This is a genomic window from Gardnerella sp. KA00771, from assembly GCF_049244045.1.
Classification (GTDB): domain Bacteria; phylum Actinomycetota; class Actinomycetes; order Actinomycetales; family Bifidobacteriaceae; genus Bifidobacterium; species Bifidobacterium swidsinskii.
Genome location: NZ_CP058368.1, coordinates 1469216 through 1488208, shown reverse-complemented (window position 1 = coordinate 1488208; position 18993 = coordinate 1469216). Strand labels below are relative to the sequence as shown.

The window sequence follows — 18993 nt, the reverse complement described above, 5'->3', positions numbered from 1 at the left end:
AAGGATGGGGTTTATTATGTCTATACCACAGTGGTTGCCTGATGCAAGATTTTATCAGATTTTTCCTGATCGTTTCCATCGTTGTGAAGGCTACGGTATGCTAACTGAAGGTCATGTGCCGCTTGATCCATGGGATGCTGAGCCTACGCGTGAGAATTTCTTAGGCGGTAATATTGCTGGAATTACAGAAAAACTTGATTATATTCATGATTTAGGGTGCAACGCGCTCTATTTGAATCCAATTTTTTCTGCTGCAACAAATCATCGTTATGATGCAAACGATTATTTCAAAATCGATCCACTTTTAGGAACGCTTGAAGATTTTCATACATTGGTAGATGAAGCGCATAAGCGGAATATACGTATAGTACTAGATGCAGTTTTAAATCATTGTGGTAAAACTCATTGGATGTTTCAAGATGTTGTTAAAAATGAAGAGAATTCAGAATATGTGAATTATTTTTCAGTGAAAAACTTTCCAGTTAAGTCATTGCCTGTGCCTAATTATAAAACCTGTTCTGGTTGTGAATATCTACCGAAGTGGAATGTGTTTAATCCAAAGGTGCGTGAGCATCATTTTAATGTTGCAAGATATTGGATTGATCAAGGTATCGATGGCTATCGTCTTGACGTTCCATATTTTATTTATCCAGAATTTTGGCAGGACTTTAGGCAAGTTGTTAAAGCAAAAAATTCGGAATTATGTTTGATAGCTGAAGAGTGGAGAGACCCTGCTCAATGGTTGCAAGGAGACACTACTGATAGCACAATGAATTATACTCTGCGTGATTTAGTTTTAGGTTTTACTGCGACAAAGCGATTCAATGCATACGATTTTGTTAACGGTATTAACCGTTTGCAGGAGCGCATACCGTATGGATATCACCATGGAATGATGAATTTGTTGGGTAGCCACGATACTGAGCGTGTTTTAACTGCGCATCAAAATAATACTGAGGATTGCATAACCGCGTACTATTGCATGTTTGCCTGCGAAGGTGCTCCAATGATTTATTACGGTGATGAGCTTGGTATGGTTGGCGATAATGATCCAGGGTGCCGTTCTGGTATGCAGTGGGATAGTCTTGATGCAAATGCTGAAATATTCCGTACAATTGTTCAATTAAATGCATTGCGGCGTGATCATATTGCGTTGCGAAGAGGCACGCAAAGTTGTTACGCTGTTGACGAAGATACTGTCATTATTTCTCGAGAGCATAAGGAAGAATCTCTTTTGATGATTATTTCACGTAATAATTTGGTAGAATATAATTCATCGAAGCTACCTCAACAATTGCAAAATCATAATTGGCGAATTATAAATGGTGTAACTGTTGGAAATAGTTGGCGCCCCAATAAAGATAATTCTATGATTGTATTGCAAGCTCAACAGTAAAAATAATGTAGAAGTAAGAAGTGTGAGACATGGGAAAGAAAATTACAATGCAGGATATTGCTGATGCAGCGCGTGTCTCTAAATCTGCTGTCTCCTTTGCGTATAATACTCCTGATCGCTTATCATCAGAAACTGTAGAACACATATTTTCAGTTGCAAAGGAACTAGGATATGTGCGTAATCCTGTTGCTTATATGCTGCGAACTCAAAAGACAAATAGTTTGGGATTGTTACTACCACAGCAATTAGGGCGAGTGCTAGAAAATCCATACTATTCGGAATTTATTCAAGGTATTGGGCAAATCTGTGAGCGAGAGGGACTGACGCTTCTTTTAGTGCCTCCACTTCGTAATTCTATGTTAAAAGCAATTCCTTATGCTGCAGTTGACGGTTTTATAGTAACTGGTTTAGAAGAAGATCGTGGTGAAGTTGAAGCTCTTATGCAGCAAGGAAAGCCATTTGTTATTGTTGACAGTGAGGTGCATAGTCAGGCTCCAAGTATCAATATTGATGAGACGCGCGCTATGAAGGAATTAACTGAGCATCTTATTTCATTGGGCCATCGCAATTTTGTGGTGATTTCTCCAGAATCAGGCAATGATGATGGGTATCTTTCTTGGCATGGAACAATTCGTCGCCGTATTGATGGTGTGATTTCTGCTTTAGAAGAGAATGGAATAGCCCCACTGGTCGATAAGAAAAATGTTATTGAAGTGCCATGCACTCGTGCTGGAGGAAAAGAAGCTTTTGCACAAATAACTAAACAAAATAATTCTGCATTCCCAACTGCGTTCATCTGCTTTAGTGATGTTATTGCGTTTGGAGTAATGGATGCTGCTAGACAGTTTGGTTTGCAAATCCCACGTGATATTTCTGTTACAGGTTTTGATGATCTAGATGAGTCTGCATGTAGTAATCCACCGTTGACAACAGTTAAACAGCCTGTTACAACTAAAGGACGTTTAGCTGCTGAATATATAGTAGAGACTTTGAATGCTGGGTATGAACGAGCATCATCCCGTCACGTATGTCTACCTATTACTGTGCTGCTGCGTGAGTCAATTGGCCCAGCAGCATCTATAAGAGAATAGGCTGCGTAGTAAATACTTTGATTCCTTCCTCCTATGAAAAATATAGTGCCACGTTAAGTTTTTTTAGCGTGGCACTATATGCATAATTTTTTTGTTTATATAAAATTATTTTTTCTACTGGCGATAGTAGGAGAGGAAGTTAGAGAGTTTGCTCATTGCGTCGCGAAGCGTTTGCAAGCGCGGCAAGTAGACTACGCGGAAGTAGCCTGGAGTCTGCCAATTAAAGCCTTTGCCGTGCACAATCAGCAACTTCTGATCGCGTAGCAAATCAAGAGCAAACTGTTCATCGTCGTGAATGTTGTATCGACTTGGATCGAGCTTTACAAACATGTAGAAAGCAGCGTCTGGCCGCTCAACGCTTACGCCATCCATCTCTTGAAGCGCGTTATAGCAATACTCGCGCTGCTCATACACGCGTCCGCCTGGCTCCAAATACTTTTCAACGCTCTGGTATCCGCCCAAAGCAGTCTGAATAATCGACTGCGCAGGAACGTTCGAGCACAAGCGCATATTAGACAGCATATTAAGACCCATAATGTAGTCGCGAGCCTTGGATTTATCTCCCGAAAGACTCATCCAACCAATACGGAAGCCAGCAATCATATGCGACTTAGAAAGTCCGCTAAAAGTTACGCAGAACACGTCTGGAGCAAGAGAAGCAATCGAAATATGTTTCTTGCCGTCCATAACAAGACGGTCGTAAATCTCGTCTGCAAAAATAATCAAATTAAACTCGCGCGCAATCTTAACAATCTCTTCCAAAACTTCGCGACTATACAGCACACCCGTAGGATTATTTGGGTTAATAATCACGATTGCTTTAGTGCGAGGCGTGATTTTAGAGCGAATATCGGCAATATCTGGGTACCAATGCGACTTTTCGTCACACATGTAGTGCACAGGAGTGCCGCCGGCCAGGCTCGCGCACGCAGTCCACAGAGGATAGTCCGGGCTTGGGATAAGAATCTCGTCGCCGCAATCAAGCAGCGCTTGCATAGAAAGATTAATCAGCTCGGAAACTCCGTTTCCAGTGTAAATATCTTCCATTTGCACGCCTGGAATGCCCTTAAGCTGATCGTATTGCATAATCGCCTTGCGAGCGGAGAAAAGTCCACGACTATCCGAGTAGCCTTCGCAGTCAATAAGCTGCTGTTGCATGTCGTAAATCACTTCGTCTGGAGCGCGGAATCCGAAAGGCGCAGGATTTCCAATGTTGAGCTTTAGAATATGCGTTCCGTTCGCTTCCATGCGGTTTGCTTCTTCAACAACTGGGCCGCGAACGTCGTAAAGCACGTGCTCAAGTTTGGTGGATTTGTTGAAGGTTCTATGTTTGAGTGTTTGGGAAAGTTCAGCTTCTGTAAGCTGTGGCTGATTTAATTGTGGTTCTTCTGCAGACTGGCAGTTCTGCTCGATTTTTGCGCAAGAATGACCGCTTTTAATTCCGTCGCCGCTGATTCCAAGAATTTCAGCTAGTATGTTACGTACGTCTTTGCGAGGCTCGGTTTTGCCGCTTAAATACTGGCTTAACTGGCTTTTGCCAAGCTTATGACCGTTTTTTGCTGCAAGCTCGATTACGTCAATCTGCTTGTACCCCTTACGCTTCATAGCTTTTTTAAGCTCATCAGCAAAATTCTGTGCCATAATCTGTCTTTCTTGTAAAATCGGCATTTATAAATTGAACAAGTTTATAGCAAAGTTCAAAATATAAGTATTAAATTGAACTATTTATATTTTTAGTGATGATTTTACGCGCAAATTTGTATTTTGCAAAGTAAAAATTGAATTTATTTTGAATTTATATTGAACTTTTGAACAAGTTCCTCTTTATTTTTAAATTATTTTGCATTTCAATAAATTTTATATTAGTTGCCATGTTTCGATAAGCTGAAAAATAAGGTAAATAAACAGGGGGAGTTATAATAGTATGCCAGTTTTTGAGCTAATTCTGTACATCATGGCGGTTGTAGTGCTGTCGTCATTCTTGGAGCGTTTTATACCGAGAGTTTCAGTGCCGCTTGTGCAGATAACCATGGGTGTTATAGCTTCAGAACTGCCCTTCTTCCCAAGCGTTACTCTTGATCCAGAGCTTTTTATGATTGTAATTGTTGCGCCTTTAATTTATTTTGAATCGCGCGAGATAAATAAGTTAGCATTATTATCTTCATTTAAATACTCAGCAACTCTTGCTGTTGGTTTAGTACTGGCAACTATGGTTGCGGTTGCTGTGCTTTTACCTGCAATATGGTCATTTATACCGATTGCTGCTGCAGCTGTGTTAGGGGCAGCTCTGGGGCCGACTGACGCTGTGGCAGTAAGTGCGTTAAGTCATGAAGTATCGCTTACTGACAAACAATTTAGCGTACTACAGGGTGAATCACTGTTTAATGATGCGTCCGGAATTGTAGGCTTCCAGTTTGCAGTTCTTGTTGCTGCATCTGGTGTTTTCGATATAACGCCAGCACTAAGCAGTTTTGCATCAAAATTCTTTGGTGGAATTGCAATTGGCGTATTTGTAGGATTAGCTGCAAACTGGCTTTTTGAAAAGATTAGATCTTTAGGTTGGGAAACTACAAAAACAAGAATATTAATGGAACTATTTTTGCCGTTCCTGCTCTACATGGGTGCTGAAGGTGTTGGCGCTTCTGGAATGTTAGCGTTAGTTACCGCAGGATTACTAGCAAGATTTGATCGTTCTGGAGTAGGTCCGAATGTTTCGCGCACTAATATTGTTGCCAATAGCGTGTGGAGTGTTCTTTCGTTTGGGCTGAATGGTGCAGTTTTTGTTCTTCTTGGCATTGCTTTGCCAAAAGTTGTAAGTTCAAGTTGGAATGATTATGGTGTTAATAACCTGTTGCTTGTGGCTATTATTGCTGTAACGTTGCTTGCGGTTGTTGGCATGAGGTTCTTATGGATGGTCACTATGGTTCGCATCGCAAGATCTTCTCAATTCCAATTAACAGGCGGATTAAAATCTGCTGTAATTATGACTTTAGGTGGAGCAAAAGGAACCTTAACTTTAGCGTTAATGTTCACATTACCGGTGAAGTTTCCACTTAGGAATGAACTTATTTTTATATCGGGAGTAGTAATCGTGGTTACGCTACTTATGGCGAACTTCTTGTTACCCATGATTTCTCCCAAAAAGAACGATACTGAACTTGAGGAAGTTACTCCTATTGCCATTGAAGTGCTTAGACGTACGGTTGAAGAATTAACCTCTAGTATTACTAACGAAAATCGTCGTGCAGTATTGTCTGTTGTTGACTCTTATACCGAACGAATTGAACGTTTAAAGCAAAATATTGGGCATAGGGACTCCAAAGAATATTTGGATTTGCGCATTGAAACTCTTAACTGGGAAAAAGATTATATTAAGCAGCGTTTGCGTAAGCTGAAGCAAGCTTGTTCTTTATCGAAACAGGAATTGCTGGAGGTTGAAGCTTGTGAGCGTCTATTGGATCAAATTATGAATTCTTTACGTCACATTCACACTGATAGGCAGTTGGGAACCCTCATGTGGCATGTTCGCGGAAGGTTAAGAGCATTACAGCGTCGTATTGGAACAGTCATAATGCGAGTAAGTAATATGATTCGCAGAACAGCTCTACTCTTACAAGAAGACGTTATTTTTGTGCATATTCGTCAGTTGCATATTGAAGTTATTCAGCACGTTATTGAACGACTATATAATGTCATGAGCAATCAGGAATACGCAGCTGAGTACTGTTCTGCACTTTTGCGCGAGTACAGGAGTGTTGAACGATTGTTGCGTTCTAGACCTAATGTGAGCTTGAGCGTGCGTTTAATCGAAAATATTGAAGAAGTAAAGCGTGAAAGTTACGCAATAGAGTTACGTATAATTCATGACATGTACGAAGATGGAGATATTACGCGAATGCAAGAGCGGCAATTGCGCAATAACGTGTACGTTATGAACGTTGATGCTAACGTGGATATGTAATTATTGGACGTATCATAAACTGTTAAGCGGTTTGCTACCATAAAAGCTATGTATTTCTTTACTCCGAGGCGCTGCGAATCTACCCAAAAAATCATGTACAAGAATAAAGGGCAGGCTCTTATGGCAGCGGAGCAAAGTTTGCGAGAGCGTGGAACACAGTTATGGGTTTATGCTTGTGAATATTGTGGTTGCTGGCATTTGACGCATAAAAACCCAGTAAATCGCATGTATTCCGATATGCGCTCGCCATCCGCAAGCACGAAGCCTAAATCTAGAAAGCGCGGGTACAAGCCAAGACGGCGCTAAGTTAAAACGGCACTAAATTAAAACGGTGTTAAATCTTATGCAACATTAAAACCTTGCCTTGCAACCTGCTCAACATCTTCTGCTTCGTGTTTTTTGGCAATATCGTCTGCTGCTATAGCAAGAATTTGCGCGCTGAAAGCGTCAACCGGTCTGCTAGTATTTCGCAAATCGTAATATTGATGCACGCGATTGTCGAAATCGGCAAGATTCTCTAGTAATTCAGCATCGTCAGCAGGGTAAGTGTTTTCAAAAATCTGCATGCTAGTACTCATGCGCGGCTTTAATTCCGGATTTTGTGCAGGCTTACCAATTGCCAAACCGAGCACGGGATACGTGTATTCAGGCAAATTCAAAATATCAATAAGCTGAGTTCTACTGTTCAAAATTGAACCGAGGATTACGCAACCAAGACCCAAAGATTCCGCGGCAGTTTCCATGGTGTGAAGTGCCAAAATGACGTCGTTTTGAGCTTGAGTAAAGCGGTAACGAGTTTTAAGCATAAATTCGTCGCTGCCTGTATCGATGCCATTTTTTGTGCAATTGCAGCGTTTCTGTGCTGGTCAATAATAAAAACGTACAACAGCGGAGCTGTAGCAATATATGTTTGATTGCCAATTTCGGAAAGCTTCTGCTTAATTGAGCTATTCGTAATTTTAATCGCTGACCAGTCGTTCAAAAACTGGCTGCAAGCAGCGCGTTGAGCCACGGTTTCAAGAGTCGCGACTGTATCTTCGTCAATTGCTTCGCTGCAAAAAGCGCGAATAGATCGGCGGTTCAGTAGAGTATCAATAGTTTCGTTGTGACGTAAGTTTTGCACGTTATTCTTATTCCTTACTTTCCTTATTCTTCGATTATTTCTGCATTTAGTTTCATTTGTTCAAAATTAGAATTTATTTTTTCGAAACTGTCGCTTTCTTTGCCTCCGCGCAACATAAGACAAGGTTCCGTGACTTACTAAGCGACCAACAATCGTAGTAAGAATCGCAGAAAATACTGCAAATCCAAGAGACATTAGCAATGGTTCTTCTTGCTTAACACGTTGCTTTTGTGTGATTTTTTCTTTAGAAAGATTGTTAGGACGATTATTAGAGTTTAAATTGATTTTTCTAGTATCAACATGTTTTTCCCATATTAAGTGCGCAATCTGTCCAGCTATAAACGTTGCAAAAGACGGAAGTGCGGCTTTAAGCAACGAATCTCCTAAAGTATTTGGATTTTTTAATCGGCGCTCGCGAAGCGCATCAATCTTACGATTCGCTGCATTCAGTCGTTGCACGGTAGCTTGAGTCACACGATGGTTTCGTTGAGTTTTAGTATTAGCCGATGATAATTGCGTCATATTTTCTATGTTAATGGTAACGAAATACCAATTTTGGCGGTACCATGGAACAGTAATCTTGATTTGCGGCAAAGTGGCTGCAAGTTAAGAAATGCTTACGTAAAGCAATCGTGCTGCTAGGCGTCCAGTGCGATGTGTGTACATGGCGCTGGTGAGGAATGTGAAGACTATGCAAAATAACGGCACTAAAGAATCCTCTCAGAAAGAATGCTCGAAGCAGGGTTGCTTGGTGTTACTTCGTCACGGTCAAACCGCTTGGAGTGTGTCTGGTCAGCATACTGGGCGCACGGATTTGCCTCTTACTGAAGTTGGTGTTGAGCAAGCAAAAGAGGCTGGTGCTAGATTGCAGCGTGTGTTCACAAAAGGTTTTGATGAGGATTGTGTGCTTGTAAGCCCGCTTCGTCGCGCGCAGCAAACAGCTCAGTTTGCTGGATTTGCTTCGTATACAATTTGCGATAGCGCGCTGGAGTGGGATTATGGTGCTGCTGAGGGTCGCACGCGCGCTGATATTTCTAAACTAAGTGGAGTTGAGGCGTGGGATGTGTGGAAACATGGTCCTAAAGTTCTTCCTTTTCACATGGTTAGTGATGCTAAAGAAGTGCTTCCTAGTGGAGAGACAGTGGATGTGCACAGGACTTCTGGAGAAAGCTTGCAAGAGGTTTCGGATCGTACTCAAAAGATTATTGATATGGCAATGCCTAAATTGAAATTAGGTAAGGACGTGCTTGTTGTTGCGCATGCTCATGTGTTGCGTATTCTTACTGCGCGCTGGCTTGGAATAAACCCAGATTTTGCGCGACTTCTTCGTATGGATACCGCGCATTATTCTGTGTTGGGCACGTATAAAGGCGACAATGTAATTGTGCATTGGAATTGTTGAAATACGGTTTTAAAATTTCAGATATTTTCATATATTTTAGTGCGATTTGCGCAAATTTTTTGCAAAGATATTTATATATTTGAGTCTTGCGTTTGCTGTAATATTAGCTCACTACGGTGATTTAAATAGTATTCAATAGCAGTAATTAGTTAGTTCGTAAGAGATTAGCAGTATATGGAAAGGTTCGATGATGAGTCGTTCGGTTAAGTCGATTATTGCGCTAGTAGTTTGCGCTGTTTTGGCGGCTTGTGCGTTTACTGCTTTTGGTTTTTCTCAGTCTTTTGGCGCAAATGCCGATAGGTCTGCTAATGGGAAGGTTATTTTCTTCAACTTGAAGCCTGAAGCTACTGCTATGTGGGAAGAAGTTGCTAAAGAATACACAAAACAGACTGGTGTTACAGTAAGCATAGTTACACCAACTGGCGGTCAGTATGAAAAGAGACTTAAAACCGAAGTTGAGAAATATAAAGATAATCCAGATAGCATGCCTACGTTATTCCAGATTAACGGTCCTGTTGGCTACGCTAACTGGAAGGATTACACTGCTGATTTAACTAATTCCCCTCTTTATACGCAACTTAGCAATAAAAATCTTGCTTTTATGGATAACGGTAAGCCGGTTGCTGTGCCATATGTTACTGAAAATTACGGCTTGATTTACAACAAGGCTTTGCTTGCTAGGTATGCGGATCTTAAAGATGCAAAGTTGCAACCAGAAGAAAACGGCAAATCTTTTGAAGATCAAATAACTAATTTCGCTACGTTGAAGGCTGTTGCAGACGATTTGCAAAAGCGCAAGGATGAGCTTGGTATTGACGGTGCTTTTGCGTCCGCAGGTTTTGATTTAAGCTCCGACTGGCGTTTTAAGACGCATCTTGCAAATATGCCTTTGTATTATCAATTCGTTAAGAATAACGTTAATGGTCAGCCTCAGTCAATTAATTACGACTATGTTGATAATTTCAGGAAGATTTTTGACCTTTATATTTCTGATTCCACAACTCCTGTAAGCCAGTTAAGTACTAAAACTGGCGAGGATGCTGTTTATGAGTTTGCTCTTGGTAAAGCTGTGTTCTACCAGAATGGTACTTGGGCTTGGGGTGATCTTTCAAAAGCTGGCATAAAGCCTGACGATGTTGGCATGCTACCAATTTATATTGGTGCTAAGGGCGAAGAGAAACAAGGCATGGCTACCGGTTCGGAAAATTATTGGTGCATTAATAAAAAGGCTTCAAGGCGGAATCAGGAAGCAACTAATGCCTTCCTTAATTGGTTACTTACTACAAATTATGGTAAGGATGCTTTGGCTAATAAAATGGGCTTTGCTACTCCTTTCAAAGGTTTCCCTAAAGCAGAAAATCCTCTAGTTCAGGCTGCTGTTGATTACACTGCTAAGCCTGGCAAATTGCCTGTTAAGTGGGTGTTTGTTACTATGCCATCTAACGGTTGGAAAGACGATGTTGGCTCTGATTTGCTTACATACGCTCAAGCAACAAAAGACGGTATGACTTCTATTGGCGCTAATAAGGCATGGACTACTCTTAAATCCGCGTTTGTTGACGGCTGGGCTAAGGAATATAAGATTGCTCATGGGCAGAGTTAGCTTAATTAAATAATTTGTTTTGAACTATAATCCTCAAGGGGTTGCACAATCGTTTGCTAAATTGTTGTGCAATCCCTTTAATTATTGCCAAAAATACGTGCTAATTTTATCGAATATATTAGTGGGTAGTGTTTTTATAATGACACGCGTCAATTTACTTATGCTATCGTTTGCAATATTGCAGCAGTTGAGGCATAATAAATATTGTCGATAAGGACACCGAGAGGTGTGGCAGTCCAATGACGGGATTGTCGGCATAGGAGAAAGGTTCGATGATGAATCGTACAATTAAATCAACAATTGCACTGGTAGCTTGCTCGGCAATGGCTTTTGGCGCGCTTGCAGCTTGCGGATCCTCCTCAAGTGACAGCTCTGCTAAAGGTAAGGTTTACTTCTTGAACTTTAAGCCAGAAGCTGCAGATCAGTGGAAGGAAGTAGCTAAGGCATACACCAAGAAAACAGGTGTTGAGGTTAAGGTTCAAACTGCTGCTTCCGGAACTTATGAGCAGTCTTTGAAGAGTGAAATCAGCAAGGGTAATGAAGCTCCTACACTCTTCCAGATCAACGGTCCAGTTGGTTACGCAAGCTGGAAGGATTACACTGCTGATTTGAAGGATACTGAGCTTTATAGCCAACTTCAGAACAAGGATATTGCTTTGAAGGATGGAGATAAGGTTGTTGGTATTCCATATGCAATGGAAACCTACGGCTTGATTTACAACAAGGCTTTGCTTAAGAAGTACACCGAGCTTAAGGATGCTAAGGTAAAGTCTGCTGAAGAAATCAACTCCTTCGATAAGTTGAAGGCTGTTGCAGATGATATTCAAAAGCACAAGTCAGATCTTGGCGTTGAAGGCGCCTTTACTTCTGCTGGTTTTGATTCCAGCTCTGATTGGCGTTTTAAGACCCACCTTGCAAATCTTCCTTTGTACTATGAGTTCAAGGAAGATCATGTTACCAAGCAGCCTGCAAAGGTAAAGGGTAGCTTCCTTGACGGTTATAAGAAGATTTTCGATCTTTACATTACTGATTCCACTACACCAGCAACAAAGATTGGTTCCAAGACTGGTGAAGATGCTAATGCTGAGTTCTCCCAGGGTAAAGCTGTGTTCTACCAGAATGGTACTTGGGCTTGGGGTGACCTCTCCAAGGCTGGTATGAAGGCTGAAGACCTTGGTATGCTTCCAATTTATATTGGTGCTAAGGGCGAAGAGAAGCAAGGCTTGGCAACTGGTTCTGAGAACTATTGGTGCATAAATGAGAAGACGTCTGATGCTAACAAGAAGGCAACTAAGGACTTCTTGAAGTGGTTGCTTACTTCCGATGCTGGTAAGGATGCTTTGTCTAAGAAGATGGGCTTCACTACTCCATTCAAGAGCTTCGCAGATATCAAGTCCGACAACCCATTGACTCAAGCAGCCGTTGAAGATGCTAAGTCTGGTAAGACTCCAGTAAGCTGGAACTTCACCGTAATGCCATCTGATAACTGGAAGAACGACCTTGGCTCCGCTTTGCTTGAGTACGCTCAGGGCACCGGCAAGTGGGATAAGGTCAAGACAGCATTCGTGGATGGTTGGGCTAAGGAATATTCTCAGGCTCACGAAGATGACAACTGATCCATTAATAAACAAACAGACGTTATACCTGCTGACGTAAGCAAGCAAAGGTGACGTAAGCAAATCCGCTAGGATACTGGCACATCATAGTGCTAAGTCCTAGCGGATTTTGTTATTTCGATATTTTGTTATTTCGATATTTTCTAGAAAACTATAAAAGGTCTACTCTTTTAATAATGCAGCTGTGCTCGAACGCACAATAAGTTGCGCTGGAACAATGCGATATGGATCTTCAACTTCCTCTGCGTTTATAAGCGCAAGCGTGATATTTGCCGCAGTAGAAGCAATATCAACTGGATCCTGTCTAATAGTAGTTAAGCCAGTTTCATGCGCGTAAAAACTATCGTCAAAACCAATAATTGACACATCTTTTGGAGTAGAATACCCGCTGCGTGCAAGCTGAAACATAAGCGGTATTGCAATACCATCTTCTTGGCATGCAATTGCTGTTGGCATAATTGAACTTCCAAGAAGCATAGAAACTATGGCGCTTATGCGATCAGAATTAGCAGGTGCCACAATTTCTGTAGGTGTGATTCCGCTATTTTGGCATTCATCAATAAAAGAATGGTAACGCTGCAATACGCTGAAATGTAGTGAAACGTCACGAGTTGTGCGTACATATGCAATATTGCGATGCCCTAAACCGATTAAGTGGCGTGCCATAAGTCTTGCACCTTGGTCATCGTCAATATTGATAGTCGCGTCAAAATCGCATTTTTGTGGATATAAGCAGTTTATGCCAACAATTGGCACACCTGTTGATTTAAGTTGTGCGATTTCATCGGTATTTACGTCAAAGGAGCACACAACAACAGCGTCAGCATTACGTCTAGTTGGGAGCATTGTGAAAAATTCGCTACGCTCTTTGCTGCTGGAAATCTGAAAAATTGACAAATCGTATCCAGCTGTGTGGAATACTTGATTCAATCCTTGAATAATAGATGCAGAAAACCATAGACGAATTTGATCGCTAATCAATAAAGCGATGCGCAAGGTTTTACCAGATTTTAGTGCTGCTGCAGATTTCGAAATAGAAAAATTCAATTGTTCAGCAATGGCCAATACTTTATTGCGAGTGGATGCAGATACTAAGTTTGGTCGTGTAAATGAACGCGACACAGTAGAAACTGACACATGAGCTTTATTCGCTACATCTTGAATATTTGCCGACATGTGAACTCCTTTATTCGCGTATAACAAACGTGTAGCACAGCCTTGTGTTTAATTGTTTAGTGCGAACTTTTATAGTTCGAAACAAACAAACGTTTGCAGACATTTCTATTTTAGCAAATTTTGCTGGAATGCCAACGATAATAAGCAATTTTTTTAAAACTAAATTCTGATATTTGTTTGAAGTGACATATCGAAAATGACAACGTTTGACATAGCTAATTCATGTAGTAGAATGAAGTTATTGGTTCGGGACAGCGATGTCTACGTGGATGTCGCGCTCAAGGAGGAGAAAGTGACGAGTCATGATTAGTATGAGCGGAAAAGCAATACGTAAATGGTGGTGGTTATTTGCGCTGCCAACGTTTGCTGCGTTTATTGTTGGCTTCTTAGTGCCATTTATTATGGGTGTGTACTTGAGCTTTAGAAAATTCACTACTGTGACTGATGGTAAGTTTGTGGGTTTTCGTAACTACTATAGAGCTTTAAAAGATCCGCATCTTGTTTATTCGTTTTTGTTCACAACGCTTTTTGCAGTTATTACAACAATAATTATTAATGTTATTGCTTTTGCAATTGCGTATATGCTTACTAAGAAGTTCAAGGGCACGACGATATTCAGAGCCGTGTTCTTTATGCCAAATCTTATTGGTGGTATCGTTTTAAGCTATATTTGGCAGCTCTTGTTAAATGGTATACTCGGCTACTTCAATCGTACGATTACGTTCTCTGAAGTATTCGGTTTCTGGGGTCTTGTGATTGTTGTTTGCTGGCAGCAAATTGGCTATATGATGATTATTTATATCGCAGGAATGCAGGCTCTTCCAGGAGATGTTATGGAAGCAGCTGCTGTCGATGGTGCAAGCCCAAGGCAGACTTTATTCAAGATTACTATTCCATTGATGATGCCTTCTATTACTGTTTGCACATTCTTAACAATTACCAACGGCTTCAAGCTTTTCGATCAGAACTTCGCATTAACTAACGGTGGTCCGTCAAGGAAAACAGAGATGTTAGCTCTTAATATTTATAGAACTTTCACTACTCCAAGATGTGAAGGCGTTGGCCAGGCTCAGGCAGTCATGTTCTTCATTGTTGTGGCTGTTATTGCTATGGTTCAGAATATGCTCACTAGGTCAAAGGAGGTAGCGGCATGAACGAGAAAACAAAGCATCCTGCGTTATGGACGGTGCTGTTCACTCTTATAAGCTTGTTATGGATTTTTCCTATAGCTTTAGTAGTGCTGAATTCTTTCAAGTCTAAGGTTGATATTGCCAGCAATCCTTTTACTTTTAGTTCAAAATCGTTTGTTGGAATGTCTAACTACGTATTAGGTTCAAATCGTACTGATTTTCCAATGAGTTTCCTCTGGACTATTGTTGTAACTGTTGGTTCTGTAATCCTCATTCTTCTGTGCACGTCAATGTGTGCATGGTGGATTGTTCGTGTGAACAATTGGGCAGCAAAACTTCTATACGTTTTGTTCCTGTTTAACATGATTGTGCCGTTCCAGATGGTTATGTACACCCTTGCTTACATTACGAACACTTTAAAGTTGAATACTCCATGGGGATTGTGGATTATTTACTTAGGCTTTGGTGCAGGACTTGCAGTGTTTATTTTCACTGGTGTGATTAAGGGTATTCCGCAAGAACTCGAAGAGTCTGCAATGATTGATGGTGCTTCTGTGCCACGTATATTCTTCCAGATTATTGTGCCGATTATGCGACCTGCTATTATTTCGGTTTCAATCTTGCAGGCAATGTGGATTTGGAATGACTTCCTGCTTCCATTCTTGACGCTCGATCTCAACAAGTATAAGACTATTTCTATAGCTGTTCAGTATTTGAAGGGCGGCTATGGATCTGTCGAGATGGGCGCAATGATGGGCTGCTTGGTTATGGCAATTGTTCCAATCATAATCTTCTACCTCATCTGCCAGAAGTACATTATTAAAGGTGTTATGTCTGGTGCAGTAAAGGGATAAATTAATTCTCCTCCAAAATTCAGGTGGCAGTGAAAGCGGCGGTGTGTGCATACTATTACGTTTGTGCACACCGTCATTATTTTTAATAGTTACGTTAGTTTGTAATTAGGTGGTAGAGTTCGTTATTAGAGTATCTATAGATAGTAAAGCATAGGAATTGCGTCATAAAACCAGGAGATAGTATAGAATGATTTTCTCGTTTGGAAGCCCAGATTCAAAGTTTGCGCAAAGCATGGAAACATTTGCTGATGCCGTGTGGCTTACAATATTGATGATTTTAACAAGCTTTCCTTTAATTACTATCGGCGCTTCTCTTTGTGCTGGTCATGATGCTGCAAGACGTACAGAGCAAGGTGAAGGACATATTACTGCAGCTTATTTTCGCGCGTTTGCTAGCAATTTTCTGGAATCTACTATTATTTGGGCTGTAATGGGACCAGTTTTGCTTGCTATTATTTGGCTATGGCTTTGCGTGTGGTCTACTCCACTTTTAATTATTAAATTTATTCTAAGCATATTGTGGGTTATTGTTGCCGAATGGGTGTTTGCACTACAAGCGCGTTTTAAAAATTCAATTGATAAAACAGTGGTTAATTCTCTTATTTTTGGTATTTCGTATTGGAAAGAAACTCTTATAATGACACTGCTAGATATAGTGTTTATTGTGTTAATATTTGCATCAATCGTATATTTGCCGCAGGGTTTGCCTTTGTTGGTATTCATTGGTTGGGGATCGCTTATTATGCTGCATACTCCGATTTTAGAGCGTGTATTTGCAAAGTATATTAAGAAGTAATTTCTGCGTTATGGCGTGACGACCTGCTTGAGCGCAGCATTGTGCGCGCGAAAGCAACTCGGAGTGCCGAGCTTGCTTAGGGTTGAAAGCACGGTGTGCTTTCAACGCAAGCGGGGTCTGCCTTCGTCAATAAAGACGAAGGCAGGGCAGGTTTGTGTGGCTGTGCTTTAGAAATTAGGTTGTGACTGGTGTGCGCTGATGACCTGCTTGAGCGCTGCGATTTAGCGCGCGAGTGTTGCTGCTTATTTGTGTTATTGACGCAGATTACGTACTGCGCGAGTAACGGTGTTGAGGCAGGGGGTTTGCTTCTTACTCCATAACCCCCATAACCCCATAATTAATGAGACGAGCACTATTATAGATGCTCGCCTCACATAGGACATCATGTAAGAAATATTTTGATTTGCTACTATGCAAATCATATTCCTTACGAGGGGGGGGGGAATAGAGTCAGTTCATCGGTAAACCAACTATTAAATTATACATGCTTCCGTGTATTTTCGCCGCGCATAACTGCCGTCATAGATAGCACTCGTGGTGACTTAAATACTTCATCGGTGTGAACTACACGACCATCAGCATCAGCAAGTGGAATACGCCAGTTTGGATACTCTGTACTAGTTCCAGGCTGATTCTGTGAACGCTTCTCGCCGACAGCATCAACCAAAGCTACTTGCAAAAGCAAAGATGGGGAAGTGAGCATAATTGCATGCATAGCTTCCACAATTTCTTGTGCATGACCTTCAACATCCTCAGCAGCATCTTTGCTAATCCAACCGTTCTCAAGAAGCATCTTCATCATTGCATCGCGTTCAGCTTGAGCAGCCTCCTGGAACGTTTCTACGGAGTCTGTAAGCAGATGAAGTTGCTCGCGAAGCTTGACATGCTCAAAGGCAAGATAACCAGCTGTAGGTGGCATATCGTGCGTAGTAACGGAAGCAAGAGCATACTCTCGATATGTAGACGGATTAGCAAAAATAATTTGCTTCTTTCCAGCCTTCTTAGTAGCGGCTTCAGCTTCGTCGTCGTGGGTGAACCACTCAACAACAGTGCCAAGCACGCCATGAGATGCAAGAACCTTAGAAACATACTTCGGCACAGTGCCCAAATCTTCGCCAATAACAACACCGCCTGCGCGAGTTGCTTCAATAGTGAGAACTGCGAGCATTGCATCTACATTGTAGTACACATACGCGCCGTTTCTAGCACCCTGTCCTTGTGGAATCCACCACAAGCGGAACAATCCAAGAACGTGATCAATACGAGCAGCTCCTGCATGCAAGAACACGTTATGAACCATGTCTCGGTAAGCAATATAGCCAGTTTCATCCAAATAATTTGGATCGAATGGAGGTTGACCCCAATCCTGACCTTGCTGGTTGTAGAAATCAGGAGGAGCACCAACGCTTACACCATTAGCAAATCGTTCCGGACTCCACCAAACGTCAGCACCGTAGCCGTGTACGCCAACTGCCATGTCTTGCATAAGACCAATTGCCATACCAGCAGCTTTAGCTTCAGCGTGAGCTGTAGCAACTTGCTCATCAGCAATCCACTGAAGCCAACGATGGAACTCAAACAAGTCAGCATGTTCGCGCTTAAGTCGCTCAATTTGCGGAGTGCCTTTGCCTGTAGTGTCAAACCACAAATTCTCGCCCCAAGGAGCACCCCAAACCTCAAACGCAACACACCAAGTTGCAAAGGCGTCAAGATCTTCACCAGAACGATGCTTAAACTCACTAAACTCGCGCTCGCGCTCGGTAGAACGAGGTTGCTTGAAAATAATACGCAACGCAGGAAGCTTGGCATCCCATGCAGCGTTGATATCTATAGGATTTGGATTATTGTTTTGAGGAGCAATAGACTCATGCAATTGCTCTACTTTAGCAAGATCTTCGCCACTTAATTCAGCATATTCCGGAATATCTTGCGGACGAATATAAGTGACATTCAAGAACCTACGAGACTCAGGTAAGTACGGTGAAGGCTCAAGAGGTGTTACTGGAGCGCACGCATGAATTGGATTAATCAGCATAAAATCAGCCTTGCCGATTTCTCCAGCATCCTTAAGTAGGCGACGCAAATCGCCATAATCGCCAATTCCCCAAGAATCTTTTGAACGCACAGAATACATTTGCGTCATGAATCCCCAACGGTGCTTTTGCTTAACGCTTTCAGGCAATGGAATACGCGCAGGTGCGGCAATCAATGTGACATCAGCATGTTGAGCCGTCTCGCCATTCGCGCTGATTACTTTGGCATGCAAAGTGTGGTAGCCCATTGGCAAATCATCCGGAAGTTCAATGAACAAGTCTCCATCGTCTTCGGATTGAATATCGCCTAACGAGTCTTCATAATCTGTTCCATCTTCGAGTGTAAGAGAAATGTGAATTTGCTCTTTTTTGGCATCTCCTGCGTGAATTGGTACGCAAGTTTTTGCGCCATTAAACGAAACGACAGTTGGTGGCAATAACTCGCTAGAGCGTTTGCGCTGAACCTTCTCGTATGAAATTGCAATATTGTCTTGAGTGTCGGCAGGCATGCCTAATGCATCAAGTACTCCAACTAATGCTTCATCTGTAATTTCGGTGTAGCTTCCTTGCTGATCAATATAAAAAGTGGCAACGCCGCACGCCTTAGCAAGCTTAATAAGTGGACGTGCAAGACGTTCTGCGCTTTCTTCCATAGGCTTATCAGCATCAGCTTTGCCAGTAGCTGTTGTTGTCATGGTGCTCCTTCTACTTTATGATTTGGCACATTCCTAACATCGTCGTAAGCGTGCCAAATGTGCAACTATGGCGATAGCGTGTAAATCAATACATCTCTGGATTGAAATACACCCTGC

General features: G+C 41.7%; 14 protein-coding genes and 1 pseudogene. 10 read left to right on the top strand and 5 right to left on the bottom strand.

The window, feature by feature from the left end; all coding sequences use genetic code 11:
• Positions 1-16: 16 nt before the first annotated feature.
• Entirely contained in the window at positions 17-1396 is a 1380-nt protein-coding gene (locus HXT57_RS05990; protein WP_004108193.1) for a glycoside hydrolase family 13 protein, read from the top strand.
• A 29-nt stretch (positions 1397-1425) separates the two neighbouring features.
• Complete coding sequence (locus tag HXT57_RS05985) at positions 1426-2487, top strand: LacI family DNA-binding transcriptional regulator (protein WP_004108190.1); 1062 nt, start codon at positions 1426-1428, stop codon at positions 2485-2487.
• Positions 2488-2601: 114 nt separating this feature from the next.
• Here HXT57_RS05985 and HXT57_RS05980 read toward each other — a convergent pair whose 3' ends face one another.
• On the bottom strand, positions 2602-4128 hold the full coding sequence (locus HXT57_RS05980) for an aminotransferase class I/II-fold pyridoxal phosphate-dependent enzyme (RefSeq protein WP_102704542.1): 1527 nt from the start codon (positions 4126-4128) through the stop codon (positions 2602-2604).
• A gap of 283 nt (positions 4129-4411) precedes the next feature.
• Between HXT57_RS05980 and HXT57_RS05975 the strand changes: the two genes are divergently transcribed.
• Together HXT57_RS05975 and HXT57_RS05970 are read left to right on the top strand one after the other, a co-directional pair.
• Positions 4412-6448 (top strand): cation:proton antiporter, encoded by a 2037-nt coding sequence (locus tag HXT57_RS05975; protein WP_415707549.1) that lies wholly within the window; start codon positions 4412-4414, stop codon positions 6446-6448.
• Between the two features lie 48 nt (positions 6449-6496).
• On the top strand, positions 6497-6754 hold the full coding sequence (locus HXT57_RS05970) for a hypothetical protein (RefSeq protein ID WP_076003106.1): 258 nt from the start codon (positions 6497-6499) through the stop codon (positions 6752-6754).
• A gap of 35 nt (positions 6755-6789) precedes the next feature.
• On the opposite strand, the pseudogene HXT57_RS05965 reads toward HXT57_RS05970, so the two are convergent.
• Positions 6790-7571: pseudogene (locus HXT57_RS05965) on the bottom strand (nitroreductase family protein).
• Positions 7572-7637: 66 nt separating this feature from the next.
• Positions 7638-8093 (bottom strand): DUF4235 domain-containing protein, encoded by a 456-nt coding sequence (locus HXT57_RS05960; protein ID WP_064621498.1) that lies wholly within the window; start codon positions 8091-8093, stop codon positions 7638-7640.
• Positions 8094-8262: 169 nt separating this feature from the next.
• Between HXT57_RS05960 and HXT57_RS05955 the strand changes: the two genes are divergently transcribed.
• The 3 genes from HXT57_RS05955 to HXT57_RS05945 all read left to right on the top strand — a co-directional run bounded on the left by HXT57_RS05955 (position 8263) and on the right by HXT57_RS05945 (position 12192).
• Positions 8263-8973, top strand: coding sequence for a histidine phosphatase family protein (locus tag HXT57_RS05955; RefSeq protein WP_064621493.1), 711 nt, complete (start codon positions 8263-8265; stop codon positions 8971-8973).
• 187 nt (positions 8974-9160) lie between these two features.
• Positions 9161-10576: an ABC transporter substrate-binding protein gene (locus HXT57_RS05950; RefSeq protein ID WP_119522953.1), complete on the top strand. Its 1416-nt coding sequence runs from the start codon at positions 9161-9163 to the stop codon at positions 10574-10576.
• A gap of 272 nt (positions 10577-10848) precedes the next feature.
• Positions 10849-12192, top strand: coding sequence for an ABC transporter substrate-binding protein (locus tag HXT57_RS05945; RefSeq protein ID WP_012914535.1), 1344 nt, complete (start codon positions 10849-10851; stop codon positions 12190-12192).
• A 162-nt stretch (positions 12193-12354) separates the two neighbouring features.
• Here HXT57_RS05945 and HXT57_RS05940 read toward each other — a convergent pair whose 3' ends face one another.
• Complete coding sequence (locus HXT57_RS05940; RefSeq protein WP_012914534.1) at positions 12355-13368, bottom strand: LacI family DNA-binding transcriptional regulator; 1014 nt, start codon at positions 13366-13368, stop codon at positions 12355-12357.
• Positions 13369-13670: 302 nt separating this feature from the next.
• On the opposite strand from HXT57_RS05940, the gene HXT57_RS05935 reads away from it, so the two are divergent.
• The 3 genes from HXT57_RS05935 (at position 13671) to HXT57_RS05925 (ending at position 16148) form a co-directional block, all read left to right on the top strand.
• Positions 13671-14522, top strand: a complete 852-nt coding sequence (locus HXT57_RS05935; protein ID WP_004108156.1) for a carbohydrate ABC transporter permease — start codon at positions 13671-13673, stop codon at positions 14520-14522.
• On the top strand, positions 14519-15352 hold the full coding sequence (locus HXT57_RS05930) for a carbohydrate ABC transporter permease (protein ID WP_004104804.1): 834 nt from the start codon (positions 14519-14521) through the stop codon (positions 15350-15352). The genes HXT57_RS05935 and HXT57_RS05930 overlap by 4 nt, the downstream gene beginning before the upstream one ends.
• A 187-nt stretch (positions 15353-15539) precedes the next feature.
• A complete protein-coding gene (locus HXT57_RS05925) occupies positions 15540-16148 on the top strand; it encodes a DUF624 domain-containing protein (RefSeq protein WP_119522954.1) in 609 nt (202 codons plus the stop codon).
• 478 nt (positions 16149-16626) lie between these two features.
• Here HXT57_RS05925 and malQ read toward each other — a convergent pair whose 3' ends face one another.
• Positions 16627-18876 (bottom strand): 4-alpha-glucanotransferase, encoded by a 2250-nt coding sequence (malQ, locus tag HXT57_RS05920; RefSeq protein ID WP_004108143.1) that lies wholly within the window; start codon positions 18874-18876, stop codon positions 16627-16629.
• Positions 18877-18993 lie beyond the last annotated feature (117 nt).